General features: G+C 56.8%; 20 protein-coding genes and 1 pseudogene. 13 read left to right on the top strand and 8 right to left on the bottom strand.

Annotated features, from left to right (window positions below; translation table 11 throughout):
• Positions 1–127: 127 nt before the first annotated feature.
• Together QML71_RS02830 and QML71_RS02825 are read right to left on the bottom strand one after the other, a co-directional pair.
• Positions 128–1,189: a hypothetical protein gene (locus tag QML71_RS02830; RefSeq protein ID WP_282010387.1), complete on the bottom strand. Its 1,062-nt coding sequence runs from the start codon at positions 1,187–1,189 to the stop codon at positions 128–130.
• A 488-nt stretch (positions 1,190–1,677) separates the two neighbouring features.
• Positions 1,678–3,102, bottom strand: a complete 1,425-nt coding sequence (locus QML71_RS02825) for a transglutaminase-like domain-containing protein (protein WP_282010386.1) — start codon at positions 3,100–3,102, stop codon at positions 1,678–1,680.
• A 218-nt stretch (positions 3,103–3,320) separates the two neighbouring features.
• On the opposite strand from QML71_RS02825, the gene guaB reads away from it, so the two are divergent.
• From guaB to QML71_RS02810, 3 genes are all read left to right on the top strand, one after another.
• The gene (guaB, locus tag QML71_RS02820; protein ID WP_282010385.1) at positions 3,321–4,790 is read left to right on the top strand and encodes an IMP dehydrogenase; all 1,470 of its coding nucleotides are present in this window, start codon (positions 3,321–3,323) and stop codon (positions 4,788–4,790) included.
• A gap of 319 nt (positions 4,791–5,109) precedes the next feature.
• Positions 5,110–6,669, top strand: a complete 1,560-nt coding sequence (guaA, locus tag QML71_RS02815) for a glutamine-hydrolyzing GMP synthase (protein WP_282010384.1) — start codon at positions 5,110–5,112, stop codon at positions 6,667–6,669.
• Between the two features lie 226 nt (positions 6,670–6,895).
• Complete coding sequence (locus QML71_RS02810; RefSeq protein ID WP_282010383.1) at positions 6,896–7,849, top strand: hypothetical protein; 954 nt, start codon at positions 6,896–6,898, stop codon at positions 7,847–7,849.
• On the opposite strand, the gene QML71_RS02805 is transcribed toward QML71_RS02810, so the two are convergent.
• Positions 7,846–8,025 (bottom strand): helix-turn-helix domain-containing protein, encoded by a 180-nt coding sequence (locus QML71_RS02805; protein WP_345742312.1) that lies wholly within the window; start codon positions 8,023–8,025, stop codon positions 7,846–7,848. The two genes, QML71_RS02810 and QML71_RS02805, sit on opposite strands and share 4 nt — an antisense overlap.
• A 214-nt stretch (positions 8,026–8,239) precedes the next feature.
• Between QML71_RS02805 and QML71_RS02800 the strand changes: the two genes are divergently transcribed.
• The 4 genes and pseudogenes from QML71_RS02800 to lpdA form a co-directional block, all read left to right on the top strand.
• Positions 8,240–8,908 (top strand): formylglycine-generating enzyme family protein, encoded by a 669-nt coding sequence (locus QML71_RS02800; protein WP_282010381.1) that lies wholly within the window; start codon positions 8,240–8,242, stop codon positions 8,906–8,908.
• The gene (locus QML71_RS02795; RefSeq protein WP_282010380.1) at positions 8,887–9,624 is read left to right on the top strand and encodes a molybdopterin-dependent oxidoreductase; all 738 of its coding nucleotides are present in this window, start codon (positions 8,887–8,889) and stop codon (positions 9,622–9,624) included. The genes QML71_RS02800 and QML71_RS02795 overlap by 22 nt, the downstream gene beginning before the upstream one ends.
• Before the next feature lie 137 nt (positions 9,625–9,761).
• Positions 9,762–11,879 carry a pentapeptide repeat-containing protein gene (locus QML71_RS02790; RefSeq protein WP_282010379.1) on the top strand — a complete coding sequence of 706 codons (2,118 nt, stop codon included), beginning with the start codon at positions 9,762–9,764 and terminating at the stop codon, positions 11,877–11,879.
• 119 nt (positions 11,880–11,998) lie between these two features.
• Positions 11,999–13,429: pseudogene (gene lpdA / locus QML71_RS02785) on the top strand (dihydrolipoyl dehydrogenase); the annotation flags it as partial.
• A gap of 46 nt (positions 13,430–13,475) precedes the next feature.
• Here lpdA and QML71_RS02780 read toward each other — a convergent pair.
• Positions 13,476–13,799 carry a Rieske (2Fe-2S) protein gene (locus QML71_RS02780; RefSeq protein ID WP_282010377.1) on the bottom strand — a complete coding sequence of 108 codons (324 nt, stop codon included), beginning with the start codon at positions 13,797–13,799 and terminating at the stop codon, positions 13,476–13,478.
• Positions 13,800–13,806: 7 nt separating this feature from the next.
• Positions 13,807–14,079: a hypothetical protein gene (locus tag QML71_RS02775; protein WP_282010376.1), complete on the bottom strand. Its 273-nt coding sequence runs from the start codon at positions 14,077–14,079 to the stop codon at positions 13,807–13,809.
• A 201-nt stretch (positions 14,080–14,280) separates the two neighbouring features.
• Here QML71_RS02775 and QML71_RS02770 point away from each other — a divergent pair, with 201 nt between their 5' ends.
• Both QML71_RS02770 and QML71_RS02765 read left to right on the top strand, forming a co-directional pair.
• Positions 14,281–14,805, top strand: a complete 525-nt coding sequence (locus QML71_RS02770) for a tetratricopeptide repeat protein (RefSeq protein ID WP_282010375.1) — start codon at positions 14,281–14,283, stop codon at positions 14,803–14,805.
• 39 nt (positions 14,806–14,844) lie between these two features.
• The gene (locus QML71_RS02765) at positions 14,845–16,218 is read left to right on the top strand and encodes a dihydrolipoyl dehydrogenase family protein (protein ID WP_282010374.1); all 1,374 of its coding nucleotides are present in this window, start codon (positions 14,845–14,847) and stop codon (positions 16,216–16,218) included.
• A 162-nt stretch (positions 16,219–16,380) separates the two neighbouring features.
• On the opposite strand, the gene gcvPA is transcribed toward QML71_RS02765, so the two are convergent.
• The 3 genes from gcvPA to gcvT form a co-directional block, all read right to left on the bottom strand.
• Positions 16,381–17,724 carry an aminomethyl-transferring glycine dehydrogenase subunit GcvPA gene (gene gcvPA, locus QML71_RS02760; RefSeq protein ID WP_282010373.1) on the bottom strand — a complete coding sequence of 448 codons (1,344 nt, stop codon included), beginning with the start codon at positions 17,722–17,724 and terminating at the stop codon, positions 16,381–16,383.
• Between the two features lie 25 nt (positions 17,725–17,749).
• A complete protein-coding gene (gcvH, locus tag QML71_RS02755) occupies positions 17,750–18,139 on the bottom strand; it encodes a glycine cleavage system protein GcvH (protein WP_282010372.1) in 390 nt (129 codons plus the stop codon).
• Positions 18,140–18,210: 71 nt separating this feature from the next.
• Positions 18,211–19,329, bottom strand: coding sequence for a glycine cleavage system aminomethyltransferase GcvT (gene gcvT / locus QML71_RS02750; protein ID WP_282010371.1), 1,119 nt, complete (start codon positions 19,327–19,329; stop codon positions 18,211–18,213).
• Between the two features lie 193 nt (positions 19,330–19,522).
• Here gcvT and QML71_RS02745 point away from each other — a divergent pair, with 193 nt between their 5' ends.
• The 4 genes from QML71_RS02745 to QML71_RS02730 all read left to right on the top strand — a co-directional run bounded on the left by QML71_RS02745 (position 19,523) and on the right by QML71_RS02730 (position 23,934).
• Positions 19,523–20,587: an NTP transferase domain-containing protein gene (locus QML71_RS02745; RefSeq protein WP_282010370.1), complete on the top strand. Its 1,065-nt coding sequence runs from the start codon at positions 19,523–19,525 to the stop codon at positions 20,585–20,587.
• A gap of 119 nt (positions 20,588–20,706) precedes the next feature.
• Positions 20,707–22,509 (top strand): translation elongation factor 4, encoded by a 1,803-nt coding sequence (gene lepA, locus QML71_RS02740; protein ID WP_282010369.1) that lies wholly within the window; start codon positions 20,707–20,709, stop codon positions 22,507–22,509.
• The gene (gene lepB / locus QML71_RS02735) at positions 22,499–23,236 is read left to right on the top strand and encodes a signal peptidase I (RefSeq protein WP_282010368.1); all 738 of its coding nucleotides are present in this window, start codon (positions 22,499–22,501) and stop codon (positions 23,234–23,236) included. The genes lepA and lepB overlap by 11 nt, the downstream gene beginning before the upstream one ends.
• A complete protein-coding gene (locus tag QML71_RS02730) occupies positions 23,233–23,934 on the top strand; it encodes an HAD family hydrolase (protein WP_282010367.1) in 702 nt (233 codons plus the stop codon). Before lepB ends, QML71_RS02730 begins: the two co-directional genes overlap by 4 nt.
• Positions 23,935–23,950: the final 16 nt, after the last annotated feature.

Here is a 23,950-nt window from a genome sequence, read left to right as displayed (position 1 = left end):
CACCTAAATTATGTTTTCAGGCTTAAACAAAATAAATAGTGGTTAGTTAAACCTAATATCGCTTTTTATTTTTGGCTTTCTTAGTGATTACGGCTTTAACAAAAATTTTTCTTTGGTTCACAAAAAATTAAAGCTTTAATTCCACACTCAAACTTTCTACTGCTTTTGCGCACAGTTTAACAAAGTAGTCTATGTCCTCTTTCCTAACGGAGACCGTGCGACCGAGTTCTCCCTCGTTAGCAAGCTCAGAATAACGATCATCCACAAGGCTTAAATTGTGACCAATAATGTGACGCTTTTCTAAATTCAACCGAAGGATTTCTAAGTCCTCACTACTAAAATTGTGATAAGGATCAAGGCCCAACTTTCCAAAAAGCTTACGTCCTCGCTCTATATTTTGGAAACTATTACCTACTGCCTTAGCCTTATCAAACAACTCGACTTGATCAATAAAACGGCGACGAACAATCTGGCAATAAATAGCTTTGAGAGCTGTTTCGTAAGCCGTAACCACATCTTCATGAGCGTTACCCATTAGCCTAAACCCAAGTTCAATATCCCCTTCTTCTTGGAATTTTTCAGCTAATTCTGTCTGCCGGCGAACTAGCTCAACTTCTCGCTGAAAATGGAGATGAACATTAACTGAACCGCAGTCTGGACAATACAAAGCAATGGCATAGACTCCATAGTCATGACCACAAGCATCACATACCAAGGAACGCAATAAATCTTCGCGAATAGTGATCGGCGGTGATAGCTTTCGAGTCCGCTTGAGCTTAAAACCTATAGAAAACAATTCATTTTTTGGCATGGACCGATTAAGTTCACGGACCATATTTTCTAGGTTATCCCCCATATCTTGCTCGGCAGCCCATTGAATGTATTTATGAATTGCAGAAATATCTTCGCCAGCTACAAAATTCTCATCCGTATCCACTCCCCCGCAATAGGGACAAATTGTTTTACCAGGCCCAGGTGGGCGGTACATTTCAAGTATCTTTTTTTCATTAGGCACAAAAGAAGTCAAATAGTCTCCCAGTTGGAACAAGCGAGGTTGACAATTTGAGTCTGGGCACTCTTGATACACTTTTCCAGTAGGGCTTTTAGGGGTAGGAAAACTGAGAGTCATCGACCCCCCTGAACCACCTGTTTGAAAGCGTTGCAAGCGTTTTAAACGAAATTTATTCATTGTTTAGAATAGAAATTGTTTTTAATTTCTTATTCATCTTTGCCCACCAAATAAAGGCTTTTATGCGCCTATCACTAATTTGTTACCGATTTAAAAAAAATCAATGGGTTAGAAATCAATGCCTTCTGCCCTGATTCCACTACATTTAGTAGTAGGTGCTCTAACTTAGCACCATATATGGTGATGTCAACGGAAATTTGAGCTGTCCTTGTCAGAGTTTTCCGAACCGCCCAAGAATTCGGGATTTAGGGCAACAAGGTTTTTAAAATCTGACAGATAGAAGGGACTCCCCGATTCAGGGTGAGGTCATTACCAAGGCGAAAAATCGGGCATTTTTGGCTTGTACCGGGGGCAAACGGGCGGCGGTGGCGGAGTTTCCGGGTGGGGATATGTTTTGAACAGCATGGAGACTGGAAATAAGGCGGCATGGAGTGCGGAGTTCCGCGTCCACTGCGGGTTTCCGTCCAGGGCCGAGTTGTCCACAAGCACTATTTTTCCAGAACGTCGATGCCGAGACGGCCGACAAACTCCATCAGCTTCAGCGAGCCCTGGGTGTTGCCTTCGGAGAGCTTGATGTGGGTGGCGTCCACCCCTTCCTGACCCAGCGTCGGATCGAGCGCGCGCCACTCGCCGACGAACACCTCCGGCCAGGCGTGGTAAACGAAGCCGTTGAAATCTTCCGAATACACGATGCCGTTGACGACACGCGTCGGGATGCCGGCGGCGCGGGCGATGGCGGTGTACAGGTTCGTGTGCGACTGGCATTCGCCGCGCCGGGTGTTGAGCGCATCCACGGCGGTGAAAGCGTCCACCAGCACCTTCTCGATGTTCGAATACACCCATTTATTGATGTCGAGCGCCACCCGCCAGGGGTCGGCACTCTCGCCCTTCAACTCCTTCGCCAGGGCGCGGATCATGGGGTGCTCGGACTGGATCTGCGACGAGTCTTCCAGGTAGGGCCGCGTCGCCTCGCCATCCAAAGGAAAGCCCACCTTCTGCGCCGGGTGCGCGGGCTCCTGCCGGATGAGCAGCGTCGCCTGGTAGTCCCCGCCCTCCTCTTTGGCCGCGTCGAGGACCTGCTGGCGGTGATCGTTCGGGATGGCGTCCGGTCCGGTGAGGTTGCGCAGGCTCAGTTTCAATTCTTTCAACGTGCGCGCGGCGGCGATCGGTTTGTCGGTCTTGACCAGGCTGAGCGTGATGAAATTGCTGACCGACATCACCTCCGGCGGCAACTCGCGCGCCACCGAGGCGGGCTCATGCACCGACTCGAACCCCTGCAGGGTGCGTTCGCGCAACACCGTGCCATCCACTGTCGCCCAGGTGTAGGTCTTGATGCCGGCATACTCCTGCTTGACGACGAAGGTCTCGACCGGCTTGCCGCGGTGGTCGATGGTTTCCTGGCGCAACACTTCATAGACCAAAAGTGACGTCATCTGGAACGGCTCGATCAACAGCGTCATCGTGCCCTTCCTGCCGACTTCCAGCCCGGCATGGATGAGGTTCAGCCACGCGGTGGAGGCGGGGATGGCGTCGGCGGGCAGGTCCATCGACTTTTCCTTGCTGTAGCCGCTGGTGGTGATTTTGTAGAGGAGCTGGCTGCCCTCGACGTGCGCCTCGATGCGCTGGCGGCTGCCCATGATTTCCTGCAGCAGGCTGAAGGTCTTCAGCTTGAGGTCGGGGGTCAGGCGCGTGTCCTGGGAGATGGAGGTCACCTGCTCGGCGCCGCCCGCCTCCAGCCGGAAAAACATCTGCGTGTGGACGCGGATTTCATCCGGCCGCACCGTCACCACGGCGCGGTTGAATCCCATCTTCTGGCCGTTGAAGTAGGTGCCGGACCAGTCGTCGCGCTCCACAATGGGCGCGGACTCGGCGAGCCCGGCCATCAGGACGGCCACCACCCAAACTGCAATCAATGTGCCTCGTTTCAACATGGGACAAGGGTAACACAGCGTGCCCGCGCCGGGCACAAAATCCCAGGCATGTCCAAGCCGGCCGCCCTCTTCTCAAGGCATTCCATTTTTCTTGTGAAAACCCGATTCGCACCATGCTAAGATAATCTTTTTATACGCGGCGTCCGGCTTGGGGACGCCTCCCGGATTTTTGGAACCACACTCTCCCTCTTCCCGACTTCATGGCCAGAAAACAAAAAGACATCGAAACCTATCTCACTTTTGACGACGTGTTGCTGCTGCCCGCCTACTCGAAGGTCATGCCTTCCGAGGTGAGCCTGAAAACACAGCTGACGCAGACCATCACCCTCAACTGTCCGCTGGTGAGCGCACCCATGGACACGGTGACGGAAGCGGACCTCGCCATTGCGCTGGCGCAGGAGGGCGGCATCGGCATCATCCACCGCAACCTGCCGCCGGAACAGCAGCGCAAGATGGTGGACCGCGTCAAGCGTTCGGTCAGCTACATCATCCCGGACCCGATCACGCTGGAGCCGGAACAGACGCTGGACGAGGCCTTGCAGGTCATGCAGAAGTTCCACATCACCGGCATCCCGATCACAAAGAAGAACAAGCTGGTGGGCATCCTCACCAGCCGCGACATCCGTTTCGAGACGAAGACGGATCAGCCGATCTCCAAACTGATGACGAAGGACAACCTCGTCACCATTCAGGAAAACACGCCGCTCGCCAAATCGAAAGAGCTGCTGCACGACAACCGCATCGAAAAACTGCTGGTGGTCGATAAAAAAGGCAACCTGAAGGGCCTGCTCACACTCAAGGACATCCTCAAGGACACCGAATTCCCCCACGCGGCGAAGGACAAAAAAGGCCGCCTGCTGGTGGGCGCCGCATTGGGCGCGTCCACCGATTACATGGACCACATCCAGGACATGGTGAAGGTCGGGCTCGATGTCCTCACCATCGACAGCGCCCACGGTCATTCGGAAAAAGTGCTGCGCACCATCCGAGAGATCAAGAAGTCGTTCCCGAAATTGCAGGTCATCGGCGGCAACGTGGCCACGGTGGAGGGCACGGAAGCGCTCATCAAAGCCGGGGTGGACGCGGTGAAGGTCGGCATCGGGCCGGGTTCCATCTGCACCACGCGCGTGGTCACCGGCGTCGGCGTGCCGCAGATCACCGCCGTGCGCAAATGCTCGAACGCGGCGGCCAAGAAAAACATCCCCGTCATCTCCGACGGCGGCATCCGCCATTCCGGCGACATCACCAAGGCCATCGCCGCCGGCGCGCATTCGGTGATGATCGGTTCGTTGTTCGCGGGCACGGAAGAAAGCCCCGGCGAAAAGATCCTCTACCAGGGCCGCAGCTACAAGGAGTACCGCGGGATGGGATCGATCGGCGCCATGCAAAAAGGATCGAGCGACCGCTACTTCCAGGAGCTGGGGCTCAACGAAAGCAAGCTGGTGCCGGAGGGCGTGGAAGCGCGCATCCCCTACCGCGGCCTGCTGGCGTACAGCGTGCACCAGCTGTTGGGCGGCCTGCGCGCGGGCATGGGCTATTGCGGCTCGAAAGACATCGACGCGCTGCGCAACGAATCGCAGTTCATCAAGATCACCATGGCGGGCCTCAAGGAAAGCCACGTCCACGACGTCATCGTCACCAAGGAATCGCCCAACTACCACATCGAGTAAAATACCCGGGCAACGTGCCGTAGCACCCTTTAGAATCCCTTTTCTTATTATAAAGGGAGCTTTGCAAAGCTCATTAAAGAGTCAGAGGAAACCACCCTCCCCAGCCCGTCACTCCGTGAGTGCTCCCATCAAGGAAGAGGGAGTACTAAAGGTTCCTTCTCCCCTGGCGGGAGAAGGTTAGGATGAGAGGGATTCATGACTCTTCCTTTGCTTGGGAATGGGTCCAGCCGGTGGTTTGCTGCCCGAAATTTGGTTTGCAGAGAAGAGTTAAATTGGCGGAACAACCGCGCTTTCATAAATCCATCACCGAACACACGCAATGACCATCGGCGAAGACATTCACGCACAACGCATCCTGATCCTCGATTTCGGATCGCAATACACCCAGAACATCGCGCGCAAGGTGCGCGAGTGCCAGGTGTACTGCGAAATCCATCCCTGCACGCTCGGCATCCAGAAAATCCGCGAGTTCAAACCAAAAGGCATCATCCTCTCCGGCGGACCCGGAAACGTGCATGCGGAAGACGCACCGGTGCTCGACCCGGTGCTGTTCGATTTCAAAATCCCCGTGCTCGGCATCTGCTACGGCATGCAGTTGATCACGTATCTCACCGACGGCGAGGTGAACCCGGCGAAGGAACGCGAGTTCGGCCGCGCCGAGCTGGTGCTCAAAACCTTTTCGCACCTGTTCAACGGCGTCAAGAACAACTCCGTTGCGTGGATGAGCCACGGCGACCGCATCAACCGCCTGCCCAACGGTTTCAAAGTCACCGCGTTCACCAGCAATTCCCCCGTGGCGGCGATGGAAGACCCCGTCCGCAAAATCTACGGACTCCAGTTCCATCCGGAAGTCGTACACACGCAGGAAGGCGGCAAGATTTTCGAAAACTTCCTGCACAAGATCTGCGGCTGCGATCCCGTCTGGAAAGTCGATTCGTTCGCCGAGTACGCCATCCAGAAAATTCATGACCAGGTGCAGGGCGGAAAAGTGTTGTGCGCGCTGAGCGGCGGCGTCGATTCGTCCGTTGTCGCGGCGTTGCTGCATAAGGCGTTGGGCGACCGGCTGATCTGCATCTTCATCGACAACGGCCTGTTGCGCATGAACGAACGCGCGCGCGTGGTCGATACCTTCCGCGAACATTTCAAAATGAACCTGTACGTGGTGGACGCGTCGAAAACCTTTCTCGACAAACTGAAGGGCGTCACCGATCCCGAACAGAAACGCAAGATCATCGGCAACACCTTCATCGAAGTGTTCGAAGAGGAAGCGCAGAAGGCGGGCGACTTCACCTTCCTCGCGCAGGGCACGCTGTACCCGGACGTCATCGAGTCGGTGTCGTTCAAGGGCGGCCCGTCGGCGGTGATCAAGTCGCACCACAACGTGGGCGGCCTGCCGGAAAACATGAAGATGGAACTGGTCGAACCGCTGCGCGAACTGTTCAAGGACGAAGTGCGCAAACTCGGGCGCGAGCTGGGATTGCCCGACGAGATCATCAACCGCCAGCCGTTCCCCGGACCGGGTCTCGCCATCCGCATTATCGACGAGATCACGCGCGACCGCATCCGCATGGTGCAGGAAGCGGACAAGATCATTCTGGAAGAGATCAAGGGCGCCGGGCTGTACAACGACATCTGGCAGTCGTTCGGCGTGCTGCTGCCGGTGAAGACGGTGGGCGTGATGGGCGACTCGCGTACTTATGAAAACGTGGTGGCGCTGCGTGCCGTGACCAGCACCGACGGCATGACCGCCGATTGGGTGCACCTGCCTTACGACCTGCTCGGCAAAATCTCCAACCGCATCATCAACGAAGTCCAGGGCGTCAACCGCGTCGTCTACGACATCAGCTCCAAACCCCCCGGCACCATTGAGTGGGAATAAAAAATAAACCTTTAATTCTCAACGCACTGGCTTCTTTAAATCCTTCGGCAATCACTTCTTTTTTGACTTCATTCCCATTTTTGGTAATTTCTATATACCAAATTAAGTTCCCTTAATTTTCCCAAGGCTCTTTATAAACCATCTTGTTTACGATTTTAGATTGAAAGAACAATTGTCAAAAGACCCAATCCTCTCCATCGTCCACTCGTCTTAAAATTATTAAATCATGAATGATTTGACAAACTTATACAAACAAGTGGAAGCGGAATTGCAAACTTTTCTTGAAAAGCAATTCTCCTTTAAAGAGGGGTTGCGGACTGGACAATACACCCGCATTCAAAAAGCCTTGTTAAAAAAAATCAGGAATCAATCCCTAGCTCAAAGCTTGAACCCTGAAGAATATGGACAGAGATTAACCTCAGGTTTTAATATACTTAACAACCTGAAAAATACTCTTGGTGACCAACAAACTTGGGGAGGGAAGCCTGATGACCAAATAATATGGAGACACAAGGCAATTGAGCCACGCCATTATCTTGGAAGAGATTCAGTAGAACCAAAAATTGAATATTATGAATTGTTAGAAGTGGCCTCTGACTATTTATCCAAGCCATGGATGCAACTCAACGAGATTGATTGGATAGTTTTGGATTCCATTTTTTATAAAATATTCTTTGAATTTCGTGACGCAGTCTTGTCAGGCACTCATTGGGGAAACCCAAACTTTTCCTTCATATTTTCGGACCGGACAACTGAAGACTATCTGAAAACAAAGTTTAAATTTCAAATTTATAAGTGGCTTTTAATCTACATCTTCCCGCTTTTACTAATTTTTATTTTCTATATTTCAGGGTTGGAGAAGGTAACTTTAGCTATTGGTGGCGCTTATATATTGTTCCTGACTTTCAAAATTGTTTTTTGGCCCGCTGGCTATTTCAAAAGGAAAAGGGAACAAAAAATTTTTGACAGCCACATGGAACAACTTTCGAGACTGGTCAAATTGTATGCGTATTGTGAACCACCCGTGCTTAGCCCGAGGATACTAAGGACTGCAATGGAAAAAGCCATCGACCAGGAATTGCCATTGCCTGGGGTTGCCTATGCCCTCTTAGACCGCATTTGCCAAGAAAATGACAGCTACTTTTTTCCATTTTTAGAAAAGAGTGACCACCCCAATTAATACTCAATCCTCACCACCGCATCTTTTTCCAGATCGATCTTCAATACCTTCGCAATCCGTATGAGCGTTTCGAAGATCACCGCGCGGTAATTCTCCGCCTCGTAGCGTTGAATCTGCTGTTCCGGCATCTTTAACTTCTGCGCCAACTGCTTTATTCTGTACAGAGATTCACGCAAAGGCAACCTATAGATTCTTCGCTGACGCTCAGAATGACAGATCAAGGCCAGTTATGTCATTCTGAGGAGCCCCGCCACGCGGGGAGGGAACAGGGGTAATCTGGAATCGCGCCCACAGATTATCGTTTCCCCCGCAATGCATGAGCCCGTTTCCTCTCCCTGTAAGGGAGGGCGACGAAGAATCTCTGTGTTCTCTTTTTACTTCTAATAAGCCATGACCTCCCTTCTTCACCATACCCTCACGGCTTCATTACTTATTGCAGGACTTGTCCTGCAAACCACTCCCGCCTTCTCCGCCACCATGATCGAGATTCCCGCCGGGGAGTTTGTGCGGGGCGCCGACCATCATGATGGTGATGATGGTCGGCGCACGGCGAACGTTGAGGCGTTCTTCATCGATGAGCATGAGGTGACGAATGCGGAGTATGCGGAGGTGGTGGAAACGCACACGTTCCGCGAAGGCGCGGCGGGGCATCCGGTGACGCACGTCACCTTTGACGAAGCGAAAAGTTACTGCGAACAACGTAAGGCGCGCCTGCCGACGGGCGACGAATGGGAAAAGGCGGCGCGCGGCACCGACGGCCGCCTCTACCCGTGGGGCAACACGCTGGGGCGGCGCAAACCGCACCCGTTCTACTCCGGCGTGGTCAAAAAGTCCGCGGGATCGAACCGCCGGGACGTCTCGCCCTACGGCGTGCACGACATGGCGGGGTCGGTGTGGGAATGGACGGATGCGGGCGACGACACCCTGCGCGAAACGCGTGGCGGCTTGTGGAACCTGCACCTCGATTTCGAATACAGTAAAACCTTCCACCGCAACCGCCTGCCGGCGGACTCGCGGTTTATCTTTTTAGGATTCCGATGCGCGCGTTCGGCCGACTGACACGCAGACGTTTTTTCAAGATCACCGGCGGCCTCGCCACCCTGATCGCGGGCCTGGTGCGTCCCCACCCCGCCGCCACGCAGGAGGTGGATTATTTTGAAGGCACCGACTTCGTCGGCAAGACCCGCGCCGGACGCCACCGCGAGTTCTACATCAACTACTGGCAACCGATGCGCCGCATCGATCCGGCCACATGGACGCTCACCCTCGACGGCCTGACAGAACGACCGGCGACCCTCAGCATCAAGGACCTCAAAACCTTCCCCGCGAAATCGATGGACTCGCGCCTCAAGTGCGTCGAGTGCTGGTCGGCGCGCGCCACGTGGACAGGCTTTCCGTTTTCCGAGCTGGAGAAACTCGCGCCGCCGAAGCCGGAGGCGGTCGGCGTGCTGTTCCACTGCGCCGACGAGTACAAGGAATACCTTTCGCTCGACGCCCTGCGCCACGCACGCACGCTGCTGGTCACGCACATGAACAACGCACCGCTCACCGACGAACATGGCTTTCCTCTGCGCGTCATCTGTCCGTTCAAGTACGGTTACAAAAATCCCAAGGCCATCCTGCGCATGGAGTATGTGGACCGCGTGACCTACGGCACGTGGAGCAAGATCGGTCCGTACTCCCCCGACGGCACCATCCTGCCCGGCACCGATCACCCGCTCGAGTTTGGCAAGCAACCGCGCCGCATTCCCGGCGGCGAGATTTTCGACTATTGACCCGGCCGGTTCACGTCCCCTGCACCCCGCCTCCGCCCCTCCCCTCGGACCGCGGCTTTCCTGCCAACTTTTTGCCCCAACCACGCCGAATCTGCTAGAATTCGATATCGGCAATCCAAAGCTGAAATGACGCACTCATGAACTCGCCCGATTCTTCCCACATTGAAAAGCCGTCCCCCTCTGCGAACACCCCTTCCGCATTGGACAATACGTATGAAACGATCAAGGCCCGTCATGACGAAATTTCGCGCAACATCCGCTCGGTGACCTTGGCGCTCATGTCCTACGCGTTATTTTGTTTCTTAACGCTGGGGCAGTCGGACGACATCGCCTTCAAGGAAACCGGCAAGATCCAGATTCCGTTTTCCGGCGGCATCGACGTCAACTTCAGCACTTTTTTTCTGGCGGGGCCGGTGCTGCTGATCGTGCTGACTTTTTATCTGCACATTTTCGTGCACGAGCTGCAACGCTGCGAGCTGGAAGCCTCGCGGAAGCTGCCCTATGTGTTCAATCTCGACAACCCGTTCGCCAGGGGCATCACGTTTTTTATTTTTTATTTTCTGACCCCGGCCGTCTTTTTCGCTTTCATCTGGTCCATCCGCGCTTCGGAGAGCGTGACCTTCTGGTCGCTGGTGGCGCTCGGCGTCTGCCTGGTTCTGGTCTGGCTGTTTCATTGCGCTTCGAATGTCAAATCCCGTTCCATCAAGAAACAACCGTTGCCGCTGATGATTCTTCTCGCGGTGTTCATTGTGTCCGCCGTACCGGGCAACCTGAATTTTTTCGGTCCCATCCAGATCGTCAAATCCGATTTGAAGAGCGCCAATTTTCAGAAGCACCGGCTGGACAGAATGAATGCGGACTTCGCCCACCTCGAGCAGGCCGATTTCAGCCAGAACCAGAATGTGCGTAAAGCGTTCTTCAACAGCGCCTTTTTGGAGCAAGCCGATTTTTCCGGCGCCAACCTGAGCGAATCCAGCTTCCGCAAGAGCGACTTGACCCAAGCCCGCTTTAAAGGATCGAAACTGAACGGAGCCGGGTTCCAGCAGGCGCAGCTCATCGAGACCGATTTTTCGCCGCTGTCCATATCGATCGAAAAAGAACGGCACGGATTTTCGTTTGCCAGCCTGTTCAAGAGTTCGGGACGGCAAACACAGTCGCCGGGCAGGGAAGCTTCCGAATTGAATCAGACCCGGAAAGACCCCGCGCCCACCATCTCCGAAAACGATTCCCAACCGGAAACCCGCACTCAGTCCGATCAATCCAGCGCCCAACCCCAGGCCCTGGCCGCCAAGTCCACGGTGCCCAATCGCACCCTTCTCAAGAACGCGGATTTCAACCAGGCTCTGCTGCACAAGACCAAAATGAGTTCCGCCAATCTGGAAGGAGCCACCTTTCTCAATGCCACCATCGAATCCTCTCTCTTCGACAACGCCACCCTCACCCGGGTGACCTTTTCCGAAAACCGGATCACCGGCACCCTTTTTCAAAAAGCCCGCATGGATTCCAGCAAGTTCATCCACACGGTGATCGAGGACACACGCTTCAATGAGGCCAATCTGGAGCGAAGCCTGTTTGACAAAACGTTTCTCACCAACATCAATTTCACCGGAGCGAATCTCAGTTTCTCCAGTTTTTTCGAAACCGAATTCGACAACGTCGATTTCAGCGAAGCCGTGCTGGAGGGGGCCGACCTCTCCGGCAGCAGTTTTTACCAGACGCATTTTGAAAACACCAACATGCGGCGCGTTGCGCTCAACATTGCCGACCTCACCGGCAACAGCGTCCTGAATACGGATTTCAGCGGAGCCGATCTTGCCGGAACGATTTTTTACAACGCCAACCTGACCGGATCGCTGTTCCAGGGGGCCGATCTGGATTCGGCCGAGTTCGGCGGCGCCAATCTCAAGTTCGCGGATTTCCGGGAGGCGCGCAACCTGCGCAATGCTGCGGGCGGCGTCATGGCGTCTCTCAAGCACGCGGAGAACTGGAAGAAGGCGCTTTACGATGACGACATCCGTAAGGATCTGGGCATCGGCGACAAGGCCTTGAAACATGCCATCGTCCTGTTTGTGGACCATCATTTTTCATCGAGCCCACCGGATCAGAAACACGGGATCATGCAGGATATCGAGAAGCAGTATGGCCTGTCGGCAAATTCGGGACAGGGCGTCACAATGAATTTGAAACCGTTGGGGCGCAATCCGGACATCACCAATGTCACCAACGCGTCTCCCCGCGGGTCTGCCGCGCCCTGAACTCCCGGATTTTCTTTCCGGCGTGTAAGGATGCCGTCCTCCTTTCCGACATCGTTTGCGACAAGCGGAAAAAACGAATTCATGGTTTAATGCACCGGGGAGCGGAAATGGCGAAAAAAGATTACAACCTCATCGTGATCGGCGGCGGCTCGGCGGGCTTGGTGTCCGCCTACATCGGCTCCGTGCTGAAGGCCAAGGTCGCGCTCATCGAAAAACACAAGATGGGCGGCGATTGCCTGAACACCGGCTGCGTGCCCAGCAAGGCGCTCCTCCGCAGCGGCAAGATTCTTTCCTATATCAAGCGCCATCAGTTGTACGGCTTGAAATCGGCAAGCGCGGAATTCGATTTTGCCGACATCATGGAGCGCGTGCAGAACGTCATTCAGAAAGTCGAGCCGCACGACAGCATCGAACGCTACACGCGGCTGGGGGTGGACTGTTACACCGGAGCGGCGAAACTCCTATCTCCGCACGAAGTCGAGGTGGACGGCAAAACCCTGACCACGCAAAACATCATCATCGCCACCGGCGCCACCCCGGCCGTGCCGCCCATTGGCGGACTCGATCAGGTGGACGCCCTGACCTCCGACACCCTGTGGAGCCTGCGCGAGTTGCCAAATCGATTGCTGATCGCAGGCGGCGGCCCCATCGGCTCCGAACTGGCGCAGGCGTTTGTCCGCGTCGGCAGCCAGGTGACGCAGGTGGAGATGGGGCCGGAAATCCTGAGCCGGGAAGATGAGGACGTCAGCCGCACCGTCCGCCAGAAATTTGTATCCGAAGGCATCGACGTACGCGTCAACACCAAGTGCAAGGAAGTGATCAAAGAAGACGGACGCACGTTCATGCGCGTGGAGAAACAGGACGGTACGACGGAGGATATCGAGTTCGACCGTATCCTGGTCGCGGTCGGTCGCGCCGCCAATGCGAAAGGCTTCGGGCTGGAAGAGATCGGCGTGAAACTGGGCGACCGCGGCACGGTGGAAGTCGATGAGTACCTGCGCACGCCCGCGCACAAAAATATCTACGCCTGCGGCGACGTGGCGGGTCCTTACCAGTTCACCCACACCGCCGCGCACCAGGCCTGGTTCTGCGCCGTCAACGCGCTGTTCAGTCCGTTCAAGAAATTCAAAGTGGATTACAGCGTGGTGCCCTGGTGCACGTTCACCGATCCGGAGGTGGCGCGCGCCGGGTTGAACGAGATGGAAGCGAAGGAACAGAACATTCCCTATGAAGTGACGACGTACGGCATCGACGACCTCGACCGCGCCATCGCCGACAGCGAGGACCACGGCTTCGTGAAAGTGCTGACGCCGCCGGGCAAGGACAAAATCCTGGGCGTCACGATCGTCGGTTTTCACGCCGGTGACCTGATTGCGGAGTACGTGCTGGCCATGAAGCACGGCCTCGGCCTGAACAAAATCCTCAGCACCATCCACATCTACCCGACCATGGCGGAGGCCAACAAGTTCGCCGCCGGGGTCTGGAAAAAAAACAACGCCCCCGAAGGCCTGCTCAAGTGGGTGCAGAAATTCCACAATTGGCGGCGCTGACCGCGCAACCCCGCCGAGTCACTGCCCAAGCGGGCATTCCCCCTGCTTAGATTTCGATGTACAATCCGTCGTCCCGGACGTGGACGCGATAAATGGGCAGGGACTGGGTGCGGTCGAACTTGCACAGCCCGGTCTTGATGTTCCAGGGATGTCCTTCCGTGACGCAGCGCGCGAACATGCCGTTCCAGTCGCCGTGCCCGACACTGGACCCGCACAGCTTGCAGGCATCGGTGATGAGGTAGTAGCGCTCGCCCACATGGTACAGGGCGAGGGTGTACGGAATGTCGGTCACCGGATGCTCGAACTGCACCACGCGGACTTCGTTGTCGGCGGGCGCCTCGTCGAGCCCGGAAATTTTCACATCAGCCATAGTGGGGTCATTCCTTCGGCAGGTAGGGACCGAAGTGGTCGCGGAAATATTTTTCCAGGTCCCAGCGGAAACGGCCTTTGAGATGCGGCAGCTTTTCCGCCACGTCGTGGTCGAACTTCACGTACTCCTCGGAAAGGGTCTGGATTTCTTCGTCCCGCTTGACGTTGGGGTCGAGGTAGGAATCCCCCAAAGCGGAGGACGCGATGATCAAATCCTGGCCTTTGCGGATCCAGCGGCCCAGCAAAAGGCGTTCTTCTTCAGAACCAGGCTCAATACTCATACAATGTTTTTCCTGTTCTTACAGGTTATCGGATAAATTTCGGGCGTAATGACTTGAAAAGTTACTGCCGGGGCCGTCCCAGGGCGGAATACCCGGGACCGGGTGTTGAAAAATGGTTGGGTAATAAGTTAGCATAGGGACCTCAGAATATCAACGACTTGCAATCCTGCAATCCCGACCCAAATTTTATAGGGAATTAGAATGACTACGGAAAGTGAAACTCCGAAAACTGCGGAGCAGTGGTTTCAAATCGGCCTCGAACGCGGCCGGGCCGGGGACAACGATGGCGCCATCGAAGCCTACGACAAGTGCGTGGCCCAGGAACCGGATCATTTCAAAGCCTGGTTCAACATGGGCATCCGTTACGGCAAGATGCCGAAAAACGTGAAGGCGATGGAGTGCTTCCAGAAAGCGGTGGAGCTGAAGCCGGACGACGTCATGGCGCATTACAGCCTGGCGTTGATCCTGAACCTGTTGGGCATGATCGATGAATCGGTCAAGCATTATGAGGAAGCGATCAAGATCAATCCCAACTTCGCCCGCGCGCACAGCAACGTGGCCACGGTGCATTACTCGGTGAAACGCGGCCGCGAGGCCATCCACCACCTGCGCATCGCCAAAGACCTGTTCAAGGAACAGGGGGACGCGCTGATGACCGAAACCGCGGAAGACCTGCTCCGGGAATGCTACCACGAGTTCAAGCTGACTCCGGAAGACTTCGAGTGAAACGCCGCTTCGGCTCACCCCTCCTGATTCGAACCCATCATGGACTATGATGTCATCGTGATCGGTGGCGGCTCGGCGGGTTACGCCGCAGCCGACACCGCCCAGCGTGCCGGTGCGCAGGTCGCCATCGTCGATCCCGGCCCCCTGGGCGGATTGTGCATCCTGCGTGGTTGCATGCCGACCAAAACCATCCTGCGTTCGTCGGACATCCTGGCGCTCATGCACCGCGCGCCGGAGTTCGGCCTCGCCGTGGACAACCCGCGCGCCGACCTCGCCGCCATCATCGAGCGCAAGGACCGGCTGATCGCCGAATTCACCAACTACCGCGTCGAGCAGTTGAAGAATCCGCGCTTCACCTTGATCGAAGACGCGGCGCACTTCGTCTCGGCCAACGCCATTGAGGCCGGAGGCAAACGCTACAGCGCGCGCGCCTTCGTCATCGCCACCGGCTCCGTCATCGCCGACGTGCCCATCCCCGGCCTTGATGCCACCGGCTTCCTGACCAGTGACGACACCTTGGAGTTGCGCCAGCAACCGGACTCGATGATCGTGCTGGGGGCGGGATTCGTCGGCGTCGAACTGGCGCAGTTCTACCAGCGCATCGGCACGCAGGTGACGCTGGTGCAGCGCAGCGGCCACATTTTATCGTCGCACGATGAAGACCTGGCGCGTCCGCTGGAAGCGCGGCTCCGCGAAGAAGGCATGACGGTGTACACCGGCACGAGGGATCTGAAAGTCAGCGTGCAGGATGGCAAACGCTGCGCGCATTTTATCCATGAAGGCAAAGAAATCACCGTCGCCGCCGCCACCCTGTTGAACGCGCTCGGCAGAACGCCGAATGTGGCGGGGTTGAACCTCGACGCGGCGGGCGTCAAGCTCGGCAAATGGGGCATCGCCGTGGACGACACCCTGCGCACCAGCAAGCACAACATCTTCGCCGTGGGCGATGTCACCGGCCTGTTCGAGGTGGTGCACATTGCCATTCAGCATGGCGAGATCGCCGCCTACAATGCGCTCCACCCGGACGGCGCGCAGCAGCGTTGTGAAGAACGTTTGAAAACCAGCGTCGTGTTTTCCGATCCCGCGGTGGCCTCGGTGGGCTATTCGGAGAAAGAATGCAGGCAGAACAACTGGCCGTACCTCGCCGCATCGTATCCGTTTGACGACCACGGCAAATCCCTGTGCCTGGGCGAAACCCACGGCCACGTCAAGCTGCTGTGCCGGCCGGACGACGGCACCCTGATCGGCGCACACATCACCGGGCCCGAAGCGGGCGAGTTGATCCACCACCTCATCGCCGTCATGTATTATCACGGAACCGTATATGACCTGCTGAAGATGCCGTTCTACCACCCCACCCTGTCCGAAATCCTCACCTACCCCGCCGAAGAGCTGGCGGCGAAAATCGGCTGACCCCACGGGCGTTTTATTTTTTACTGATTTTGAATAACGGGCCGCAGCCGGTTTTGCAGTTTGATTTAAAGGGGAAGGCACGAGTGTGTGCGGGCACACCATTGGAACCGTTGCAGGTAAAGTGCCGTGTGCGGCGCGGTACTGAGGGAGGCCGGGCCTGGTCTAAACCCGGCCCAGGCGATCGACGAGGCGGTCGATGTGTTCCTGCGGGGTGAGTTCGGTGGCGCAGAGCAGCAGGCAGTGGCTCAATGCTTCGTAGTGCTGGCCGAGCGGCAGACCGGCGACCAGTTTTTCTTCCAGCAATTGATCCCGCACCTCCACCGCCGGTTTCGGGCATTCCAGCACGAACTCGTTGTAGGTCTCGCCGGTGAAGCGGATTTTGAATCCCTTCAGCTTCGACAGTTTGTTCTTCATGTAATCGGCGTGGATGAGGTTGCGCTTCGCCACCTCGTGCAGGCCTGACTTGCCCATCGTCGCCATATAGACCGTCGTCGCCAGCGCGCACAGCCCCTGGTTGGTGCAGATGTTGGACGTCGCCTTCTCGCGCCGGATGTGCTGCTCGCGCGTGGCCAGCGTCAACGCATAGGCGCGATGGCCTTCGCGGTCCACGGTCTCGCCGACGATGCGGCCAGGGATCTGCCGGAAAAACTCTTCTTTCGTCGCGAAGAACCCGACATACGGTCCGCCGTACGACACCGGCAGGCCCAAAGCCTGTCCCTCGCCGATGCAGATGTCGGCGCCGCGCTCGCCGGGCGGTTTTAAAATGCCGAGCGAGGTCGCTTCCGCCACCGCCACCACAAGTCGCGTGTCCCGGTCTTTCAGGTACTCGCTCAACTCCGCATACTGCTCGACCACGCCCAGAAAGTTCGGGCTCTGGATCACCACGCAACTGGTGTTGGCGGTGAGGTTCTGTTTGACGTACTCGACGTCGATGCGGCCGTCGTCGCCGAACGGGATTTCCTTGTAGGTGACGCCGAGGCCCTGCGTGTAGGTGCGCGCCACATGGCGGTATTCCGGATGCACGCTTTGTGCCATGAGCACTTCGGTGCCGCCGTTGATGCGGTAAGCCATGAGCACCGCTTCCGCCAGTGCCGTCGAGCCGTCGTACATCGACGCGTTGGCGATTTCCATGCCCGTCAGCATGCACATCATGCTCTGGAATTCGAAGATGGACTGCAACGTGCCCTGGCTGACTTCCGGCTGGTAGGGCGTGTAAGAGGTGGCGAACTCGCCGCGCAGGATCATGTGATTGACCAGGGACGGCGTGAAATGCCGGTACGCGCCCGCGCCCAGAAACACGGCGTACTCGTCCGGGTTCAGGTTGCGCGCTTCCAGCCGGCGCATGCTCTGCGTCAGGTCCGGCTCCGATTGCGCGGCGGGCAGATTCAGCGGTTCAACCAGCCGGAGGCTTTCCGGGATGGACTCGAACAGTTTTCCGACATCCTCGATGCCGATGGCGGTGAGCATTTCCTGAATGTCGGTTTCCGTGTGTGGGATATAGCGCATGATGGAGGCAATGGGTGTTTAGGGATTAATGATTTTGTTCCTGCAGAAAACTTTCGTAATCGGCGGGGGACAGCAGGCCGTTTTTGTCGTTGGCGTCCTTCAACTCCACCTCGACGATCCACCCCTTGCCATACGGCTCCTGGTTGATCAATTCCGGATGCGCTTCCAGCTCCTTGTTGACCTGGGTCACCTTGCCGTTGGCCGGCGCATACAGATCGGATACCGTTTTGACGGACTCGACCACGCCGAACGTGGTTTCCTGTTGCAGATCGGCGCCTTCCTTCGGCAACTCCACGAACACCACGTCACCGAGTTGATCCTGGGCGAACGCCGTGATGCCGATCACGCCTTTGTTGCCATCGATGCGCAGCCACTCGTGTTCACGCGTGTACATCAGATCCTTCGGGACTTCCATTCTTGCCTCCTGTTTTTTGAGTCGGATTCTGCAACCTGACGGTCCACGAAGGAACCGGAGGGGTCTCTATTTTATTTCTTTTTGACGTTGCTGGGCACCATGGGCAGCGGGATGATTTCCGCCGGAACCGCCTGGTTGCGGATGCTCACTTCCACCCGGTTGCCCACTTCGGCCAGCCCTGTCGGTACATAGCACAGAGCCACCCCGGTATTCAAGGACGGTGAATAGGTGCCGCTGGTGACTTCGCCCACGGCCTCGCCCTCCTTCAGGATGGGGTAATGCGAGCGAGGCACGCCACGTTCCATCATCTTGATCGCCACCAGCTTCCGCGTGAGCCCCGCTTGTTTTTGTTTTTTAAGCACTTCCTTGCCGTTGAAGGCGGCTTCTTTTTTCAGTTTGATGACGAACCCAAGCCGCGCTTCCAGCGGATTGTGGTCGGCGTCGATCTCCTGCCCGTACAGCGGATAACCCATTTCGATGCGCAAGGTGTCGCGCGCGCCCAGGCCGATGGGCTGGATGTCGTACTGCTTGCCCGCGGCCATGATTTTTTCGTACACCGCGACCGCGTCTTCCGTGGACAGATAGAGCTCGAACCCGTCCTCACCGGTGTAGCCGGTGCGGGAGATGATGCAGTCGGCGCCCTCGATTTTACCCTGCTGAAAGGTGTAATAAGCGATGTCGCCGACCGGGATGTCCAGCATCGGTTTCAACAACGCTTCCGCGTGCCGGCCTTGCACCGCAAACTGCGCCGTGCTGTCGCTGGTGTTCTCGACCGCCACGTCGAACGCCTTGGCCTGCTGTTCGACCCAGTCGAAATCCTTGTCCGTGTTGGACGCGTTGACGCACAGGAAATAATGATCGTCGTCGAAGCGGTGGATCAGCAGGTCGTCCACCACGCCGCCGTTTTCGTAGCACATCAGACTGTACAGAATGGCCCCATCGGTCATTTTTTCCACATCGTTGGTGACCAGGTGCTGCAAAAACGCCTTGGCCTGGGGGCCTTTGACGTCGATCTCGCCCATGTGGCTGACGTCAAAGATGCCCACGCCGTCGCGTACGGCACGGTGTTCTTCCATGACTCCCTTATACTGAATGGGCATGTCCCATCCGGCGAACGGCACCATCCTGGCGCCCAGCTGGACATGAATTGCGTGAAGGGGAGTGGTCTTTAAAGGTGTGTTGACAGACATGTTCCTCTAATATGGCAAAAAATTCGTAACATGTAAAACGACTTGTATAATGAAAATTGGGTGGGAGATCAACCCACAATTGGATTTATCCTTAAATCATAGTATATTAGGGCCTTTTTTCCGGCGGGATGGCATTGACTCTGAATTTTTTCAGTTTCATATTAATACTAACATTATCCATGTAACGATTGCCATGGACGTTCCCTATCAGTTCAAACAATTCGATGCGGTGGTGGTCGCGGGAGAGGGGCTGCACAGTTACCAGGTCCTGCACCAGCACAAGGCCTTTCTGGGAATCGAGAACCGCTCGGTGGTGAGTTACGTTCTGGATGCCCTCATCAAGGCGCAGTCGGTGCGGAACATCTATGTTGTCGGCAAACAGCGCGCGTTGCGGGAGCACCTGCTGCGTGACGGCATCGATCTCGACCAGCCGAAACCCATCACCCTGCTGGAGCAGAAGCAGTCGTTGTACGAGAACGTCTGGTTCGCCTACATGGAAAGCCTGCCGGAACCGGTGCCCGAATCGCATCTGGAGAACTCCATTTACAAGGACAAGGCGCTGTTGGTGGTGCCCTGCGATTCGCCGTTGATCACGCCGCATGAGATCGATTACTTCACCGCCCATGCCGACATCGAGCATTACGATTACGTGCTGGGGCTGACGCCGGAGAAGGCGCTGAAACCGTTTTACCCGCGTAAAGGGCAACCCGGCATCAAGATGGCGTACCTGCATTTGAAGGAAGACAAGTACCGCATCAACAACATGCACCTGGTCAAACCGGGGCGCATCCAGAACCGCCATTATATCCAGACCATGTATCAGTACCGCTACCAGCGGGACATCAAGAACGTCGTGCGCTTCGGCGTCGAATTGTTCAAGAAGGACTGTTACCGCGGCTACCGCTTTTACCTGTGCCTGCTGGTATGCCTGATGTGCGCCCGCCTGAAACTCGACCGGGTGGCGGACTGGTTTCGCCGCTGGGTGCCGAAGCGTCACCTCGAAGCCTGGGTGTCGCAGGGCCTCAAGACCCGGTTCACCGGACTGGTCACGCCGTTTCCCGGAGCCACTCTGGACATTGACAACAACCGCGATTTCGAGGTGATGAAGCTGCGATTCCAGGACTGGAGACAGTCCCTGCGCGATCTGGTCGAGCGTTACCCGCTGCCCGAGGACGTGTCGGCCCAAACAGCCCTGTCCCGGTCTCCGGTCCCCTCCCAGTTGAACACATCCGGAACAGACATCGAAACGGTCCGTTGACCGCAACCCCGGCGAACAGGTTTCCCTGCACCCGCCTGCCATAAAAAGGCAACCCGCGTCTTTCATAACTGCTACAATGAAGGACCTGCCCACAGGCACACGCAAACCGACACCCAGACATGATTCAACAGAACATACGTAATTTTTCAATCATTGCCCACATCGATCACGGCAAGTCCACCCTGGCCGACAAACTGATCCTGAAGACCGGCGCGCTCGAACAGCGCGTGTTCAAGGACCAGTTTCTCGACAACATGGACCTCGAACGCGAGCGCGGCATCACCATCAAGGCGCAGACCGTGCGCCTGCCGTACCGGTCGCAGTCGGGCGAAGCCTACACCTTCAACATGATCGACACGCCGGGCCACGTGGATTTTTCCTACGAAGTGTCGCGCAGCCTCGCGGCCTGCGAAGGCGTGCTGCTTTTGGTCGATGCCTCGCAGGGCATCCAGGCGCAAACCATCGCCAACGTCAACCTGGCCATGAACAACAACCTGACCATCATCCCGGTCATCAATAAAGTCGATCTGCCCAGCGCCGACCCGGACATGGTGCGCGAGCAGCTGGAAGACATTCTGCAGATCGATTCCAGCGAAGCCATCCTCGCCAGCGCCAAGCAAGGCATCGGCGTGGAGGAAATCATGGCCGCCATCGTCGAGCGCATCCCGCCGCCGGTGGGACACCCGGAGCAACCGTTGAAGGCGCTGCTGTTCGATGCCTGGTACGACCTGTACAAGGGCGTGATGATCCTCGTGCGCGTGATGGACGGCTGCATCACCGAAGGCATGCAGATCCAGATGATGGCCACCGGCCACACCTTCGAAGTGGAAGAGCTCGGCGCGTTCACGCCGGTGCCGAAACGCATCGACCGCCTGGACTCCGGAGAGGTCGGCTTCATCGTCGCCAACATCAAGCAACTCGATGAGACCAAGATCGGCGACACCGTCACCGAATTCAAAAACAATTGCGCCCAGCCGCTGTCCGGTTACAAAGACGTGAAGCCGATGGTGTTCAGCGGCCTGTACCCCATCGATGGCGACCAGTACGAAAACCTGCGCGACGCGCTCAAGAAGCTGCGCCTCAACGACGCCTCATTCACTTACGAGCCGGAGACCTCCGCCGCGCTGGGGTTCGGTTTCCGCTGCGGCTTTCTGGGCCTGCTCCACATGGAGATCGTGCGCGAACGCCTCGAACGCGAGTACAACGTCGATCTGCTCACCACCGCACCGACCGTCATCTTCCATCTGCAGCCGGAACACGGCGAGATGGTCGTCATCGACAACCCGTCCAACCTGACCAAGAACGACCGCACCGACACCATTCTGGAGCCGTATCTGCGCGGCACCATCATTGTGCCCGACGAGTACGTCGGCGTGGTCATGAACCTGGCGCGGGACCGGCGCGGCCATCAGTTGAAGATGGAATACCTGACGCCGAAGACGGTGATGCTCCAGTACGCCCTGCCGTTCAGTGAAATCGTGTTCGATTTTTTCGACCACCTGAAATCGTCCACCAAAGGCTACGCGTCGTTCGATTATGAATTTATGGATTTCCGGGCCTCGGATTTGGTAAAGTTGGACATTCTGTTCAACGGGGAAACGGTCGATGCCCTGTCCATGATCGTTCACCGCGACAAGGCCTATTTCCGCGGCCGCGATCTGGTCAAGAAACTGAAGGAACAGATTCCCCGGCAAATGTTCGAGGTTGCCATCCAGGCCTCCATCGGCGGCAAAGTCATCGCCCGCGAATCCGTCAAAGCCCTGCGTAAAAACGTGCTGGCCAAATGTTACGGCGGGGACATCACCCGGAAACGAAAATTGTTGGAGAAACAGAAAGCCGGCAAAAAAAGAATGAAGCAGATCGGAAAGGTGGAGATTCCGCAGGAAGCCTTTCTCGCCGTATTGAGGACTGATGTCAAATAATCCCGAACAGAACACGCCCGGCTCCGCAGGCAATGCGGCGGCGGCCACCTCGACTTCCAAACCGCAGAAGAGCACGCTCCGGGAATACACCGAGGCCATCCTCATCGCCTTGCTGTTGGCCCTGCTCATCCGCACGTTCATTGTGCAGGCGTTCAAGATCCCTTCCGGCTCCATGGAAGACACGCTGCTGATCGGCGACCACCTGCTGGTCACCAAGTTCACCTACGGCATCCACATCCCCAACGAAGTTCCATTGTTGAATATCCAGCTGTTTCCGGACTACCTGCTGTTGCAGGAAACGCCGGAGCGCGGCGACATCATCGTCTTCAAATACCCGCTGGACGAGTCCAAGGATTTCATCAAGCGTGTCATCGGCCTGCCCGGAGAAAAGCTGGAAGTGCGTCACCAGCAGGTGTACATCAACGACCGCCGGCTGGAAGAACCTTATGCGCACCATACCGAACCGCCCAGCCTGGAACGCATTCCGGAACGCGATGATGTGGGCCCGGTGATGATCCCCGAAGGTCATGTGTTCGTGATGGGCGACAACCGCGAAAACAGTCACGACAGCCGCAAGTGGGGCTTCCTCGACCTCGACAAGGTGCGGGGCAAGGCGCAGTGGATTTACTGGTCGTGGAACAATGAAAACGGCGGGGTGCGGTTCAACCGCATCGGCTTGTCCGTGGACGATCACGAACCCACCGGCCCCGCGCTGGCCAACCCATGAAAAAAACCGGCGCCATGGACCCGCAACTCAAAACCCGGCTGACGTCGCTGCTCGACGGCTGCGAAGGCGTCATCCTCGACTTCGACGGCCTGATCGCCGACTCGGAACCGTTCCACTACAAGGCCTACAACACCGTGTTCGAACGTTACGGACACAGCATCGATGCCGACGAATACTGGGTCGAATTCACCTCGAAAGGCAAAGGCATCCAGGGCGAGATCGAGCGCTACAACCTGAAGCTCGACATCCGCCCCGAGGCCATGCGCGAGCAGAAATTCGAACTGTACTCCGAATTCTGTTCCAACGGCGACATCCGCCTGTTCCCCGACGCCCGCCGTTTCATGGAAACGATGAAGCAACGCTTCAAGCTGGCCATCGCCTCCGGATCCTGGGAACACGACATCCGCGCCATCCTCCGCCATGGTGAAGCCGAACACCTGGTCGAGACCATCCTCGGCAAGTCACCCGGCACGCGGCGGGAAAAACCGGCTCCCGACATTTTTCTGCAGGCGGCGGAACAACTGGGCCTGGCCCCCGAACGCTGCCTGGTGATGGAAGACGCGCTGAAAGGCGTGCACGCCGCACACGATGCAGGCATGTCCTGCGTCATCGTGCTCAATCCCCTCAACCGGAACATCGACTTCTCCCAGGCCGACCTCATCGTCTCCAGCCTGGCGGAATTCATGGACCATCTCTGATTGGCTCCCAACAAAA

This window comes from Nitrospina watsonii (assembly GCF_946900835.1).
Lineage (GTDB): Bacteria > Nitrospinota > Nitrospinia > Nitrospinales > Nitrospinaceae > Nitrospina > Nitrospina watsonii.
This window is presented reverse-complemented; position numbering and strand designations above follow the sequence as displayed.